This is a genomic window from Collinsella sp. An7, from assembly GCF_002159335.1.
Taxonomy (GTDB): domain Bacteria; phylum Actinomycetota; class Coriobacteriia; order Coriobacteriales; family Coriobacteriaceae; genus Coprousia.
The window spans coordinates 199,884-214,816 of record NZ_NFHP01000002.1 but is presented as its reverse complement, the minus strand read 5'-3'; the positions used below and the strand labels follow the sequence as shown (position 1 = coordinate 214,816).

6 protein-coding genes are annotated in these 14,933 nt (G+C 68.6%); 1 reads left to right on the top strand and 5 read right to left on the bottom strand.

The window, feature by feature from the left end; all coding sequences use genetic code 11:
• Window positions 1–183 precede the first annotated feature (183 nt).
• Window positions 184–3,153, top strand: coding sequence for a BTAD domain-containing putative transcriptional regulator (locus B5G20_RS03115; protein WP_158094379.1), 2,970 nt, complete (start codon window positions 184–186; stop codon window positions 3,151–3,153).
• A gap of 249 nt (window positions 3,154–3,402) precedes the next feature.
• Here B5G20_RS03115 and B5G20_RS03110 read toward each other — a convergent pair whose 3' ends face one another.
• From B5G20_RS03110 to gltB, 5 genes are all read right to left on the bottom strand, one after another.
• On the bottom strand, window positions 3,403–5,997 hold the full coding sequence (locus B5G20_RS03110) for a homocysteine S-methyltransferase family protein (protein ID WP_087354965.1): 2,595 nt from the start codon (window positions 5,995–5,997) through the stop codon (window positions 3,403–3,405).
• Between the two features lie 225 nt (window positions 5,998–6,222).
• A complete protein-coding gene (locus B5G20_RS03105) occupies window positions 6,223–7,023 on the bottom strand; it encodes a hypothetical protein (protein ID WP_239286842.1) in 801 nt (266 codons plus the stop codon).
• A 21-nt stretch (window positions 7,024–7,044) separates the two neighbouring features.
• Window positions 7,045–7,920 (bottom strand): methylenetetrahydrofolate reductase, encoded by an 876-nt coding sequence (locus tag B5G20_RS03100; RefSeq protein ID WP_087354962.1) that lies wholly within the window; start codon window positions 7,918–7,920, stop codon window positions 7,045–7,047.
• Between the two features lie 191 nt (window positions 7,921–8,111).
• Window positions 8,112–9,623, bottom strand: coding sequence for a glutamate synthase subunit beta (locus B5G20_RS03095; protein ID WP_087354960.1), 1,512 nt, complete (start codon window positions 9,621–9,623; stop codon window positions 8,112–8,114).
• A 239-nt stretch (window positions 9,624–9,862) separates the two neighbouring features.
• Window positions 9,863–14,482, bottom strand: a complete 4,620-nt coding sequence (gene gltB, locus B5G20_RS03090; protein WP_087354958.1) for a glutamate synthase large subunit — start codon at window positions 14,480–14,482, stop codon at window positions 9,863–9,865.
• Between the last annotated feature and the right edge of the window lie 451 nt (window positions 14,483–14,933).

Here is a 14,933-nt window from a genome sequence, read left to right as displayed (position 1 = left end):
CTGCACGCCCCAACTTGTTTGCGAATGCCGTCCATCCCTCACATACCGTGGAAATCGGAGGGGATGGGAGCCATGGAGACACGAGAAGGCGCGACGCAGAACATAATTGCCAAGGCAGGCGAGCAAACCGCAACGCAGGTGGGAAAGCGCGATGGGCGGTCACCCCAACCGCCGCGCTTGCCCATGGGGGAAAGTTTTACCGTGCGCCGCGTGGAGCTGCTGCGCGATCTGGTCAAGCAGGGTAGGAATGCGGGCATTGTCATCGTCGCGGCACCGCGGGGATTTGGCAAGACGGCGCTGCTGCTGCAGTATGCCGACGAGATTCGCAGCGACCCGGGGTGCGGGTACGCAAAGGCCGTGGATGCGGCAGGGATGGAGATTCAGGAGTTGCTGGCGGCGCTCGATACCTGCGAGGCTGAGCTCCCGGCAAAGCTGCACCCGCTTATTGCCGTTGACAACGTCCCGGATAGCAACGAGGAGGCGATGGAGACCCTTGTGGGGCGCCTGAGGAGCCTTCGAGCGGAGGGGTACGAGATGGCGCTCTCCTGTACGCCGGGCAACCGAGCGCTGCTGAGCGCCCTGGGCGATGCCGCGCGCATCGGGGCGCAAGCGCTCCGTGTCCACCCTCGTGAGTACGCAGCGTGGATGCGGACATTCTCCATTGCCGGCGACCTCGATGTATATGGTCTGACGCAGGGAATCCCCGCTTTGGTGGCATCCCTTTCCTCGGCGGTGTGGCAGGCGGGAACGGAGCCCGCGGTGCTCGATTCGTACGCCGAGACGCTCTACCGTGATGCCTGGCAGGAGCTGCTAACCGTGGCTCCTGATACGCTGCGCGGCGCGGGCATGATGCTGCTTATGGGCTCAGGCAAGCTGGCGGAGATGGAGATGTGCGGCGTTACGCTCTCGCGCGAGGTGCAGGTGCGTCTGACGCACGACTATCCGCTCTTTGGCCTCGACGCGGCGGCGCGGACCTTCTCGTGCGTGGGGAGCTCGTATGAGGCGCTTGCGGCTGTGCGCAAGATGGTAGCCGAGGCGATTCCCGGGTTGCCGGCGCGCGCCGTGCGGGCCTTGATGAAGGCGGGGCGCGTCGACAGGGCCGTTGCCCTTGCGCAAGAGGAGCTGGGCCGTACCGAGACGCTCGAGATCATGGGGCAATTTCCCGTGGCGTTTACGATGGCGGGCCAGGGGAGGTACATCGCACGTCTGGGGTCTTCCCTCGAGCTGGAAGAGCCCGACGCCGAGCCCACGATCGGGGTGGTGCTCGCGCGCTACACCGCCTCGCTCACGCTGGGAGATTTCAAGACGGCGCGCCGCATGGCGATGTGCCTCAGCATCAGCGCCGACGAGATAGAGCGCGATATCTCTCCCGACGATTGGGCCGTAGCCAGTGCGTTGCGGGGCGTTTGGGCCTCGTGCACGGGGATTGGCCTGCCTGATATCTCCTACCGCAATGAGGTGCGCCGCCCAAGCGAGACGGCCCAGTGCCTTCGGGACTTTGTAAGACTCATGCGCGCGATGTTCGAGGGCAAGCCGATGCCCGGCCGCATCGATGGGGCAGCCATCTCGCGAACACAGGGTGAGGGCGGCGAGGTCGAAGATGTGGCCGTGGCGCTCCCAAATATCTTTGCACGCATGACCGAGCTCATGGCCGAGGTGCTGAGCGGGAGCTTTGCAGGGGTCGACGAGCGGGATGACCGTCTCGCCGCCTCTCTCGAGGTGCTGCGGGAGCGAAATCTCGTCCCCGTGGTCGTGCTGGTACGGCTCGTCTTGGCGGTACGGCGTATCTATGCCGGGATGCCCCTGAGCGACGAGCGCGCCTTCGTGGATGCGGGAACACTTGCGGTTCGCACCTCCGATCAGGCGCTTCAGCTCTTCTGCCTGGTCTTTGAGGGATGGCAGTTCCTGGGGCTCGACCAGATGATCAACGCGGGATTTCGTGCGCAGCAGGTACTCAAGCTTGCCGATAAACGCCTGCGTTTCGTACTCGAGCAGGCGACGCTTCTGGAGCGCACGACGCATCTTTGCAACACCTCGCGGGCGGCGCTCTGCGAAGAGGCGGAGCTTCTCGACCTGTCACACGCGCCGTGCTCGCCTGCGCGGGCATGGGCCGAGGCGTTGAGCCTTGCGGTGGTGCGCTTTGATGCCGAGCTCTCGGCTTGGTTCTCGCTGCATCGCACGGAGCTCCTCGACCCGACCATTCGCCTTGCGGCACGGCTTTCGCTCCGTGCTCTGGGCAAGCAGGCGTCCTCGCTTGTGCGCCTGCTGCCCGAGCAGGTGCAGGGCCGGTATCTCTTCTCGGACGGTGCGTCCCGCGATGGCGAGCGGCTTTTTGAGGTGGTCGGCGATGCCGAGAAGACGGTTTTAGGACAGGTGACCATCCGTCTCTTTGGCGGGCTCAAGATTGAGCGCAACGGACACGTGCTTACGAGCGCGTTGTGGCGCCGGCGAAAGACAAGCGTTGTAGCGGCGCGCCTTGCCATCGCGCCCGGGGCCTTCGTCAAGCGCAGCGCCCTGCAGGAGGAGTTCTGGCCCACCTACGATTACGACCATGCCCGCAACAGCCTCTACTCAACGCTCTCGGTGCTTCGCCGTGCTCTTGGGCAGAAGAAGAGCGGGCCGCAGTACCTCATCGTGCAGGGCGAGGGCGTGGCGTTTAACGCGGAGTACGTGGTTTCGGACGCCATGCGCTTTGACCTGATTGCCCGCGAGGTGTTGCTGAAGCGCCGTGGGATCACGGCGCCAAACATCATTGACGCGTGCCTCAAGCTCGAGCAGCTCTACGCCGGTCCGCTCTATGTGCCGGATGCAGCCGGCTCCGACTACTTTATGCAGATGCGAGAGGCGTTTCGGACCAAGTTTGTCGACTGCATGCTGCGCGGCGCCGAGACGGCGATCGGCGAGGAGGACCTTTCCACGGCGGGCTGGATGGTCGAGGCGGCGCTTGCGGAAACGCCGATGCGCGAGGACGTGATTCGCATGGCGATGCGCGTGTACGAGCTTGGTGGGCGGCGCCGCGAGGTTGTGGAGCTCTACCGCGCGCATCTCGAGCGCCTCAAACGGCAGGAGCGCGCGATCCCCGAGCCCAAGACGCGCGCCCTCTACGACCAGATCGTGAGCGGCCGGGGTGTCGGCCGCATAGGACGGGGGTGATGTGCGACCTGTGGGAATAGAAGGCAGGAGGCGGCGATGTCAGCAGTGCGGAGTGGGGTGATGCGCGCTATACGGGGCGGGAGGGGCCGGTTCGGTTTCGCGGTGCTTGGGCGCCGCTTCGCCAGAAGCTTCTCGTGCACCCCGGCTGATTCGGTTTTGGGTGCACGCGAGCGCTGCGGAACCGCTCGGCCGGAGACTGGCGTCTGTTCCCGCGTAGGGTTTTGGACGCGCGGGCGCCGCGGAGCCGGGTTAGGCGCCGAGCACCTCCTCGCAGATGCGGGCCGACTCGGCGGCGTCTTTGGCGTAGTAGTCGGCACCGATCTGGCGGGCGTAGTCGGGCGTGAGCACGGCGCCGCCCACCATGATCGTAACGCCGGGCATCTCGCGCTTGAGGAGCTCGATCGTTGAGGCCATGTTGGCAACGGTTGTGGTCATGAGGGCGGAGAGTCCCACCAGGCGGATGCCGTGTTCGCGCACGCAGCTGAGGATCGCCTCGGGCTCAACGTCGCGTCCAAGGTCAAAGACCTCGTAGCCGTAGTTGTCGAGGAGCATCTTGACGATGTTTTTGCCGATGTCGTGGATGTCCCCCTTAACGGTGGCGAGGCAGACGGCACCCTTGGCTGCGGCAGATGCTTCGGGGAGCGCGGCGCGGATCACGTCAAACCCGGCGCGCGCCGCCTCGGCGGATGCCATGAGCTGGGGGAGAAAAAGCTTGCCGCGATCGAAGAGCGCCCCGACCTCGTCAAGTGCGGGGATGAGGTAGCCGTCGATGAGCTCTAGGGGCTCAACGGTGGCGAGCAGCTCTTCGCACGCCCGGGCGGTCTCGCCACGGCGTCCCGTCACCACGAGGTGGCGGATGGCCTCGTGCTGGTCGGCGGTGTCGACCGGCGAGCCATCAGCGCCCGCTGCGCCTGCTGCCGGGGTATCTGCCTGCGTTGGCGTCTTGGCCGCGGCGCCTGCCGAGTTGTCGCTCGCCACCAGTTTGCCCGCTGCCACATCGGCCGCCACGCGGTAGGGGTCTGTTTGCCCGGCGTAGCGCTCGATATAGGCGGACGACCCCTCGTCCTCGGCATTGAGCACCCGGAAGCTGCGGATAACGTCCATGTAGCGTTCCGAGCCGGGGTTGATGATGGGCGCATCGAGCCCGGCGCCGAGCGCGGCGGCAAGGAAGGTGGCGTTGAGGAGCTCGCGCGCGGGCAGGCCGAAGCTCACGTTGGAGACGCCGAGGGCGCACCGCACGCCGAGCCGGTCGTGCACCAGCTGGACGGCCCGGAGAATCTCTTGGGCCTGATGCTGGTTGGTGGAGACGGTCATCACGAGGCAGTCGATGAGGATGCGCTCGCGCCCGATACCCCAGTGCTCGGCCTCCCGCACGATGCGCTCGGCGATCTTGAGGCGCGCCTCCGCCGTCTCGGGGATGCCCTGCTCGTCGAGGGTGAGTCCGATGACGTTGCAGCCGTAATGCGCGGCGAGCGGGAGCACGGAGGCAAGGCTCTCTGCCGAGCCGTTCACCGAGTTGATGATCGGCTTGCCGGCGTAGCGACGAACGGCCGCCTCGATGGCGGCGGGCTCGGTGGAATCGAACTGCAGCGGCAAGACGACGCTCGCCTGCAGCTGCTCGCTCACGCGCTCCATGGTAGCCGGTTCGTCGAGGCCGGGGAGCCCTACGTTAACGTCGAGCGCGTCTGCTCCCTGCTCCTGCTGGCTGATGCCCTGGCCGACCACGTAGTCCATGTCGCCGGCGCGCAACGCTGCCTGCAGGCGCTTCTTGCCCGTGGGGTTGAGGCGCTCGCCGATGACGGCCACCTGGCGGGTGCCCTCGGCGAGGCACACGAGCCGCTGGGCGCTCGCGCAGGTAAAGTCGGGGCGCTCAGTGCGCGTCTGCGGTGTGCACCCGGCGACGATGCGGGCAAGGAGCTCGGTGTAGGCGGGCGTCGTTCCGCAGCACCCGCCGATGACGCCGACCCCGTCGGTAACCATCTCGGCCACCGCGGCGGCGTACTCCTCGGGCCCAATACTGTAGACCGTCTGGCCGTCCTCTACATGCGGGAGACCGGCGTTGGCCTGCACCATGACGGGTTTGGCGGTAACGCCGAGCATGCGCTGCACAAAGGGGCGAATCTCGGCCGGGCCGAGCGAGCAGTTGATGCCGATGACATCGGCCCCGAGCGCGTCGAGCGTTACGGCGGCCACCTCGGGCGGGGTCCCGAGGAAGGTGCGCCCGTCCGCCTCAAAGGTCATGGTGGCAAAGATGGGCAGGCGCGTTTGCTCCTTTACGGCGAGCACCGCAGCGCGCATCTCGGCGAGGTCGGTCATGGTCTCGATGACGATGAGATCCGCCCCGGCCTCCTCGGCGGCGCGCGCCATGCGGGCAAACTCGCGGTACGCCTCGTCAAAGCTCACCGTGCCGAGCGGCCGCAGCAGCGCGCCGAGCGGCCCGATATCGCCCGCAACGTAGCGCGCTCCCGCAGCCCGTGCGGCCGCGACAGCCGCCGCGTATACCTCCTCCACCTGCGCGGCGTCACCGAGCTTGAGGGCATTGGCGCCAAAGGTGTTGGTGGTGATCACCTCCGCGCCGGCCTCGACGTAGGCGGCGTGCACGCGCTCGATGGCCTGGCGGTCGCTGAGGTTGAGGAGCTCGGGCGCGGCGCCGGCCTTGAGTCCCGCTGCTTGGAGCATGGTGCCCATCCCGCCGTCAAAGAGCAGGTGGCGTTTGCCCTCGAGCACAGCACGCAGGTCGCCGTCGGCGATGCGCAGGGCGTCGAGCGTGCGCGGACGGTAAGCCTCGCCCGCCGCAAGGCGGCTGGTGAGCGGGGCGAGCACGGTGGTAGCGGTGTCGGTCATAAGGGTTCCTTCGGTCTGGAAGATCCGCGTCAACTCAAGGAGAAGATCGGTGTACGGGGTAGCATACCGTGCCGGGCATCCGTTTGCATTGCGGGTGTCCTGCCGACCAGCAGGCTCAGTCCCCGTGCGATATGGTGCGCTCGCGGCGACGTGCACCGTTTTTAGGCGCAACGGTGCGGCCGCGCGACGTGGGGTGTGCCGCCAGGCACCTGCGGGCGCGTCCGGCTAGGCAGGTGCGCTGCGCCCGCAGGTCTCGCCCCGGGCCCGGAGCGAGCAACCGCTGGCAAACCGGCAAGTTGCGCAGGCGAGCCGGGCGTCAGGCCGGGCCGTCTGACCCGCCTGGTTCCGCCCGTCAGCGTCCGCAGCCTGGGGGAAGAGCCCCACCAGCGCCGTCACGCTCTTGGTGGGCATGAGCAGGTTGGTGGGCGTGGCGGTGATACCGCAGAGACGCGTGGCGTTGAGAGCGGCGAGGAGGCCCGGCTGCGCGTCGAGCGGTAAGTCGCCGTACCCAGGGCTAAAACGCCAGGTGCAGAGGAGGTTTGCGGCGGCTGCGCGGTGCTCGACCTCGGTATTGAGTGCGTCCGCCGCAGCTTCCACGGCGGCAGACGCGGCAGCGTCGAGCACGGCGGCTTCCAGCGGGTGCTGGCTGCCGGCGGTGCGGAGTCGCCGCTCAACGTCCATGCCGAGCGTTACCGCAAACGCGGCGCACCAGGGTGCCCCTGCAAGATGGCGGCGGATGTCCCGCCCGGCAAGCTCGACGGTCGATCCGTCGAGGCTAAGCGGCGGCGCGCCGTCTGTATCCTCCGGTGCGTCTCCGTCCGTACCCCTGAGGGCAAAGACCGCCCAGACCCCCCGCGGTGCCAGCGAGGCCTCAAGCGTGGCAACAACCGTCTCGATGCGGTCGGCAAGCTCGGGTTCCATCTCCTGGCCCGTGTAGCCCAGGTAGCGGAGCACCTCGGCGCGGTTGATCGCAAGGTGCTCGCCTGCGCTTGGAGCCCAGGGGGTCGGCACCCCCGTTGCGTCCATGGGCCACATCTCGGCCACCGCTTACGCCGCGTCGCCGCGCAGGGCCGCCATCGCCGCCCGCGCGACGGAGGGACGGTTCATAGTGTAGATGTGGCAGCCGTCTACTCCGTGCGCGGCGAGATCCTCGAGCTGGCGGCGCGCGTAGTCGATGCCCGCTGCCATGAGGCTCTCGGGGTCGTCCTCGTAGCGGGCGAGAATCTTGATGACGGGGGAGGGCAGCGATGTGCCGCACAGAAAGACCGTGCGCGTGATCTGCTGTTTTCCCATAAACGGCATGATGCCGATGGTGATGGGCGCGGTTATGCCGGCGCGCTCGGCGAGGTCGAGAAAGCGGTAGATGGTCTCGTTGTCAAAGCAGAGCTGCGTCACAAAGAAGCTCGCGCCGGCATCTTGCTTGAGCCGCAGGTGCCGGATGCTCTCGGCGAGGTCGTCGCACTCGATGTGCCCCTCGGGATAGGCGGCGGCGCCCACGCAGAAGCCGGCTTCGGCAAGCGCGGGGATGATCTCCGCCGCATAGGAGAAGTCCCCCTCGGGCAGCGCGGCTCCCTGCGGGCGGTCACCGCGGAGCGCGAGCACGTTCTCTACGCCCGCCGCGCGGTACGCCTCGATGCGCTCGGCAAGGTCGCCCCGGGTGAGGCCGATGCCCGTAAGGTGGGCGACGGCGCTCACGCCAAAGTCGTGCGAGATCATGGCGGCGATCTGGGCGGTGGCGCTCGAATTGCCCGTGCCACCGGCCGAGCACGTCACGCTGATAAAGTCGGGCCCGCAGGCGCTGAGCGCCTCGGCGGCGGTGTGGGCGCGCTCGAGCGTGAGCTCGCCTTTGGGCGGGAACATCTCAAACGAGACGGGCGCGCGCCCTGCAGCCTTGGCCTCGTGGAATATTTGATCGACTCTCATCGGCGTCCCTCCGGTGTGCGGGCGGCGCACTCGGCGTCGCGGCGGAAATGCCCGAATCATACACCGCTCGCGCGCGTGTCCGGGCCCGATACGGGCGGGAAACCGAGTGTTCACGCGGACGGTGGGAAAATGGGGACGGGTGCCATTTTCCCAAAAGTGAGAAAAACGCACCCGTCCCCATTTTCCCACCGCTACAGGCCGAGTTCCTCAGCGAGCTCGTGTGCGCAGGTGAGGGCATCGGCGATGGCATTTACCACCAGCGATGCACCGTTGCGGGCGTCTCCGCAGGCCCAGATGCTTGCCCGCCGCGCCTCAGCGCCGTCGCCACGCGCAGCATCCCGCAGACGGCAGCGGTGCCCGCCCGCGGTGGTCATCACAGGCAGTGGTCGGCCGGCGCCGGGCTCGGGTAGCATCACGTCAAAGGCCTCGAGCACGCTGGCCTCGGGCCCCATAAACCCGCACGCGATGAGCACGAGCTGCGTGGGCAGCTCCCGCTCTGTCCCGGCGATGCGCTGGGCGCGCCCGCCCGTCCAGTCGAGGTCGGCCACCTTGAGCGCCCGCGCCTGTCCGTCGGCGTCGAGCAGAACCTCGAGCGTATCCACGCTCCAGGCGCGCATCTCGCCGCCCATGAGCGCCTGCGCCTCCTCTTGGCCGTAGTCGGTCTTGCGGACGTTCGGCCACTCGGGCCAGGGGTTGCCGGGCAGACGCTCGGCCGGCGGCTCGGGCATGACCTCGATCTGCCGGACGCTCCGCGCCCCCTGGCGCACCGCCGTGCCCACGCAGTCGTTGCCGGTGTCGCCCCCGCCAATGACCACCACGTCGAGCCCCGCTGCGCTGAGGGCGCTCTCGCGGCCGTCCAAGAGCGCACGCGTTGCCTCGGTAAGGTAGTCGAGGGCAAGGACCACGCCCGAGGCGTCCATGCCCGGCACGGCAAGTGTGCGCGCGTTCCGTGCACCGGCGGCAACCACCACGGCGTCGTACGCATTCAAAAGCTCCTCGGCGACCGCTGGGTCGGTGGCGTCCGTCTCGAGCCGGAAGGCGATGCCGCGCTCGCGCATGAGCTCGACGCGCCGGTCCACCACGCTCTTCTCGAGCTTCATGTTGGGGATGCCGTACATAAGGAGGCCCCCTGCGCGGTCGGCGCGCTCCACCACATCAACGCGGCAGCCGCGCCGCGCGAGCTCCCAGGCGCAGGCGAGCCCCGCTGGGCCCGAGCCCACCACGGCCACGCGCGGGGCGTCCGGCCCGAGCTCGCCGGCGGTAAAGGGGGCCGGTCCGCCGTGGGCCCACTCCCAGTCGGAGATGGCGCGCTCGGTATCGTGGATGGCCGTCGGCTCGCCCTCAACCGAGCCGAGGTTGCACGCGGCTTCGCAGGGGGCGGGGCACACGCGGCTCGTAAACTCGGGCAGCGGCGAGGTCAGCGCCAGGCGCTTGGCGGCCTCGGCCCAGCGTCCGCGCCACACGAGGTCGTTCCACTCGGGGATGAGGTTGTGGAGCGGGCATCCGCTCGAGCGCGCCCGTCCAAAGGGGTGCCCGGTCTGGCAGAAGGCCACGCCGCACATCATGCAGCGGCTCGCCTGCACGCGGCGCTCCGCCTCGCCAAGCTCCACGTAGAGCGGATCGTAGTCGCGCGTGCGCTCGGATACGGGGCGCAGCTGGTGCACCGCGCGGTCGTGCGTAAGAAACGCTCCCGGCTTACCCATATCGGTTCCTTTCGTCGTAAGGGGTCGTGCAGAGAAGGTCGTACTGAAGGGGACGTGCTGGAAGGGTCGTGTGTATGAAGTCGCGCTGCGGGGCGTTGGCGCGGGCCGGCCGGTGGAGTTGCCTGTGTCGGCCGTACGCCCGCCGGAGCCCCAAGGTCCGCGGCCCGAGTTCAGGCGGGGCGCTCCGTTCGCGCCGACCGCCGCGCCGAGCCCGCCCGGATGCCCGCCGGCCCGCCGTCCTACCGAGTTACCCGCTCAAACGCCAGCTCGAGCGCCTCATCGTGCGTGGCGCCGGTGCGCTCGGCCTCGGCCACGATCGCCATGACGCGCTCGTACTCGGTGGGGATGACCGTCACAAAGTCGTCCGCGATCGCGTCAAAGCGGTAGAGCATCTTGATGCCGCGCGGGCTCTGCGTGGTGCGCACGTGCTCCTCGATGAGCGCGCGAATCTCGGCGAGCTCGCGCTCGGTGGGGCGCCTGAGCGTCACGGTGCCGGGGTTCACACGGCGCTCGAGCGTGCCGAACTCGTCGTACACAAAGGCCGTGCCGCCCGTCATGCCGGCGGCAAAGTTGGGTCCGACCTCGCCCAGCACGAGCACGCGCCCGCCCGTCATGTACTCGCAGCCGTGGGCGCCCACGCCCTCGGCCACCAGGGTGGCACCCGAGTTGCGCACGGCAAAGCGCTGGCCGGCCAGGCCGTTCACAAAGCCGCGCCCGCCTGTTGCCCCCATAAAGGCGACGTTGCCCACGATGATGTTCTCGTCAAACTTGTAGCTCGCGCGCTCCGAGGGCCTGACCGTCACCACGCCGCCCGAGAGGCCCTTGCCAAAGTAGTCGTTGGCGTCGCCGATCACGTTGAGGGTGATGCCCGCCGGCAGGAAGGCGCCAAAGCTCTGCCCGGCCGACCCGCTGCAGTCCACGGTGATCGATCCGTCGGGCAGCCCCTCAGGATGCGCGGCGGTAACGGCATGGCCGAGCATGGTACCCACGCAGCGGTTGATGTTAGCGATGTCGGCGTGAAAGCGCACCGGGGTGAGGTGGCGCCGCGCCGAGGCCGTGAGCGGGATGAAGAGCGTGGCGTCGAGGGTGCGCTCGAGCCCGGAGTCGGCGGCCATCTCGGGCAGCATGTGCGGGGCGTCGGCACCGGGGATGTAGGCACCAAACTCGCAGCTGCCGGGGGCGAGCACCGCCGAGAGGTCCAGCAGGCTCGTCTTCCAGTTGCCGGGCACCGTCACCTGGCGCAGGCACTCGGGGTGGCCGACCATCTCCTCAACCGTGCGGAACCCAAGGCGCGCCATCACGCCGCGCAGCTGCTCGGCCACAAAGAGCATAAAGCGCTCGACGTGCTCGGGCTTGCCGGCAAAGCGGTGGCGCAGCCGGCAGTTCTGCGTGGCGATGCCCGCCGGGCAGGTGTCCTGGTGGCAGTCGCGCTGCATAAGGCAGCCCATGGCGATGAGCGGCATGGTGGCAAAGCCGAACTCCTCGGCTCCGAGCAGGCAGGCCACGGCCACGTCGGTGCCGTCCATGAGCTTGCCGTCGGCCTCGAGCACAATGCGGCTGCGCAGGCCGTTTTGCAAAAGCGTCTGCTGCGTCTCGGCCAGTCCCAGCTCAAGCGGTAGACCCGCGTGCCAGATGGAGTCGCGCGGGGCCGCGCCCGAGCCGCCGTTGTGACCCGAGATGAGGATCTTGTCGGCCGCGCCCTTGGCCACACCGGTGGCGATGGTGCCCACGCCCGCCTCGGAGACGAGCTTGACCGACACGCGGGCATTGGGGTTGGCGCACTTGAGGTCAAAGATGAGCTCAGCGAGGTCCTCGATGGAGTAGATGTCGTGGTGGGGCGGCGGCGAGATGAGCCCGATGCCCGGGGTCGACTGGCGCACGCGAGCAATCCAGGGGTAGACCTTCTTACCGGGCAGATGGCCGCCCTCGCCGGGCTTGGCGCCCTGGGCCATCTTGATCTGGATCTCGGTCGCCGAGCTCAGGTAGCGGCTCGTCACGCCAAAGCGTCCCGAGGCCACCTGCTTGATGGCCGAGCGCGTCGAGTCGCCATTGGCGAGCGGCGTCTCGCGCCGTGGGTCCTCGCCGCCCTCGCCCGAGTTGGAGCGGCCGTGCAGGCGGTTCATGGCGATGGCCATGCACTCGTGCGCCTCTTTGCTGATCGAGCCGTAGCTCATGGCGCCCGTGTTGAAGCGGCGCACGATCGAGCGGGCGCTCTCAACCGCCTCGAGTGGCACAGGGGTGCGTCCCGCGGCGTCAAAGTCGAGGAGGTCGCGCAGGCGCACGGCCCGCCCGGCGCGGTGCACGTGCTCGCTGTAGGCGAGGAAGGTCTCGTAGGAGTCTTGCCGCACGGCCTGCTGCAGCAGGTAGATGGTGTCGGGGTCGATGAGGTGGTCTTCGCCTCTCTGCGGGCGCCATGTGGTGAGCCCGAGCGTGGGGAGGGCGTCCGGCGCGGGCGAGCTGGCAGCGTGCGCCATCGCCTGGTCGTAGCGCTCGCAGAGCTCCCGTTCAACCTCGGCTATGCCGAGGCCACCTACGCGCGAGACCGTGCCCGTGAAGTAGCGGTCGATGAGCTCATCCGAGAGGCCCACCGCCTCAAAGATCTGTGCCGAGTGGTAGCTCTGCACCGTGGAGATGCCCATTTTGGACATGATGGGAACGATGCCCCCAACCGCGGCGCGGTTGTAGCGCTCGATACCCTCCTCGGCCGTGAGTGCGCGCCCGTCCGGGGCGGAGAGGTTGCCCTCGGCAGCCATCTGACGGATGCGCGCGTGCGCCAGGTAGGGAAAGATCCCGCTCGCCGAGTAGCTCACGAGCGCGGCAAAGTCGTGTGCCGAGAGCGCGTCGCCGCACTCCACCACCAGGTCGGCAAAGGTACGCAGGCCCGAGCGGATGAGGGCGTTGTGCACCGCGCCCACCGCCAAGAGCGAGGGGATGGGAGCCTCGCCCGCGCCGGCGCGGTCGGAGATGACCACGATGTTCACGCCGCCGCCGCGCACGGCCTCGCATACCTGGGCGGTGAGGTCGTCGAGCGCCTGTTCGAGCGCGCCCGCGCCGTCGCCCCGCCGAAAGACCGCCCGAAAGACCCCGGTCTTAAAGCCGGTGCGGCGGATGTCCACGATGCGGCGGAACTCCACCTCGGTGAGGAGCGGAGCGTCGAGCCGGATGAGCCGGCAGGAGGCGCGCGAGTCCTCGAGGAGGTTGCCGTGGTTGCCGAGGTAGAGCACGGTGGAGGTTACCATGCGCTCGCGCAGGGCGTCGATGGGCGGGTTGGTGACCTGCGCAAACAGCTGGTAGAAGTAGTCAAAGAACGAGCGGGTCTTGAGCGAGAGGCATGCGAGCGGCGCGTCGATACCCATCGAGGCGAGCGGCACGGCGCCCGTCTCGGCCATGGGGCGGAGCACCTCCTCGAGGTCGTCCCAGTGCAGGGCGAGCTTCATGGCCTCCACGGTGGGGTCCATCCCGGCGTCGGGGGCGGGCTCGCGCGCCGCCGCGGGCGCATCGAGGTCGGCGAGCGAGAGCGTCTCGTCGGCGATCCAGTCGGCAAACGGCTTGAGCTTTGCCATCTCCCCGCGGATCTCGTCGTTGTAGCGGATGCGTCCGCTCCCGAGCTCAAGCTCGAGCATCTCGCCCGGGCCGAGGCAGCCCGTGGAGAGAACGTTGGCGGGGTCGATCTCAATCGCCCCGACCTCCGAGGCTAACAGGAAGCGGTCGTCGCGCGTCACGTAGTAGCGCGCGGGGCGCAGGCCGTTGCGGTCGAGCGCGGCGCCGAGCGTGCGCCCATCGGTAAAGGCAATCGCCGCCGGGCCGTCCCAGGGCTCCATGAGCATCGACTGGTAGGCGTCGTAGGCCCGGCGCGCCGCCGGGAGCTCGTCGGCGCGGTCCCAGGGCTCGGGCATGAGCATCGAGACGGCGCGGGTGAGGGGCCGGCCGTTCATCACCAAAAACTCGAGCACGTTGTCGAGGATCGCGGAGTCGGAGCCCTCGCGGTCGATGATGGGGAGCACCCGCTCAAGGTCGCCCTGCAGCACGGGGCTGTAGAGGTTGGGCTCGCGCGCACGGATCCAGTTGACGTTGCCCTTAAGGGTGTTGATCTCGCCGTTGTGGATGATGAAGCGGTTGGGGTGCGCCCGCTCCCAGCTGGGGGTGGTGTTGGTGGAGTAGCGCGAGTGCACGAGCGCGACGGCGGTTTTGACGGCGGCGTCGTTGAGGTCGGTAAAGAACCGGCGCATCTGGGTGGCCACGAGCATGCCCTTGTAGACGATGGTCCGGGCGCTCATCGAGCACACGTAGAAGATCTTGCCCTGAAGCTCGTGGGCAGCCCGGGCGCGCTTCTCGATGGTGCGGCGGCACACGTAGAGGCGCCGCTCAAAGTCGTCGCCCGGCTCGACCTCCTTCGGGCGCGCCAGAAACGCCTGGACGATGGTGGGCATGCAGGCCCGCGCCGTCTCACCGAGGTCGTGCGGGTCGACGGGGACCTCGCGCCAAAAGAGCACGGGCACGCTCGAGGCGGCGCAGCCGTCCTCAAAGAGGCGCCGCGCGTCGCGCACGCCCTGCGGATCCTGGGGGAGAAAGAGCATCGCCACGCCGTAGTCGCCCTCGGCGGGGAGAAGCTGGCCCTCCTTCTGAGCCTCTTTGCGGAAGAAGTGGTGCGGGATCTGAAAGAGGATGCCCGCGCCGTCGCCGGTGTTCTTCTCCAAGCCGGTGCCGCCGCGGTGCTCGAGGTTGACGAGCACCGAGAGCGCGTCGTCGAGGATCTGGTGGCTGCGCACGCCGTCGAGCGCGGCCAGGGCGCCGATGCCGCAGGCGTCATGCTCGAACTCGGGGCGGTAGAGGGTGCGCGGGGCGTTGGTGGTTGACATGGGTCCTCCACAGGGTACTTGGGGGTCAGGGGCGGTCTGGCTTCTCGGCGGGGCCGGGTTGGTGGCGCCGGGCAGGTCGACACGTTGAGCTGGCGGCGCCGGCCGAGCTCTGCCGGGTGCGGTCGGGCCGGCGCGCGATTGCCGACACCCGGCAGCCCGAGAGCGAGACTGCAGCCCGCCCATCGTAGGGGTTGCGGGTTGCGGCGGGTTTTCCGTCCGGTTGCCGTCGGTTTGCAAGCGTGTTTCCGCTTCGTTTCGACCCCGGTCGGGCGCGTGCGCTTGGCCTGGCGGCTGCGGCAATGCCCCGCGACCTCGCGGATTGGGGTTCGTGCGGCAGCGATAACCCCGCGGGCGATGATTTTTTGCGAGCCCACCGTGTTGCCGCCCTGCGTGCGGGCGCGCTCGTGTACCCTTTGCAGTATGTTTTGCACCGGCAACACGCTCGCGACGG

What these genes read in the sequence shown, in the direction of transcription:
- B5G20_RS03115 (WP_158094379.1), top strand. Translation starts at nt 184, where the DNA reads ATGGGGGAAAGTTTTACCGTGCGCCGCGTGGAGCTGCTGCGCGATCTG.
- B5G20_RS03110 (WP_087354965.1), bottom strand. Translation starts at nt 5,997, where the DNA reads ATGACCGACACCGCTACCACCGTGCTCGCCCCGCTCACCAGCCGCCTT.
- B5G20_RS03105 (WP_239286842.1), bottom strand. Translation starts at nt 7,023, where the DNA reads ATGGACGCAACGGGGGTGCCGACCCCCTGGGCTCCAAGCGCAGGCGAG.
- B5G20_RS03100 (WP_087354962.1), bottom strand. Translation starts at nt 7,920, where the DNA reads ATGAGAGTCGATCAAATATTCCACGAGGCCAAGGCTGCAGGGCGCGCG.
- B5G20_RS03095 (WP_087354960.1), bottom strand. Translation starts at nt 9,623, where the DNA reads ATGGGTAAGCCGGGAGCGTTTCTTACGCACGACCGCGCGGTGCACCAG.
- gltB (WP_087354958.1), bottom strand. Translation starts at nt 14,482, where the DNA reads ATGTCAACCACCAACGCCCCGCGCACCCTCTACCGCCCCGAGTTCGAG.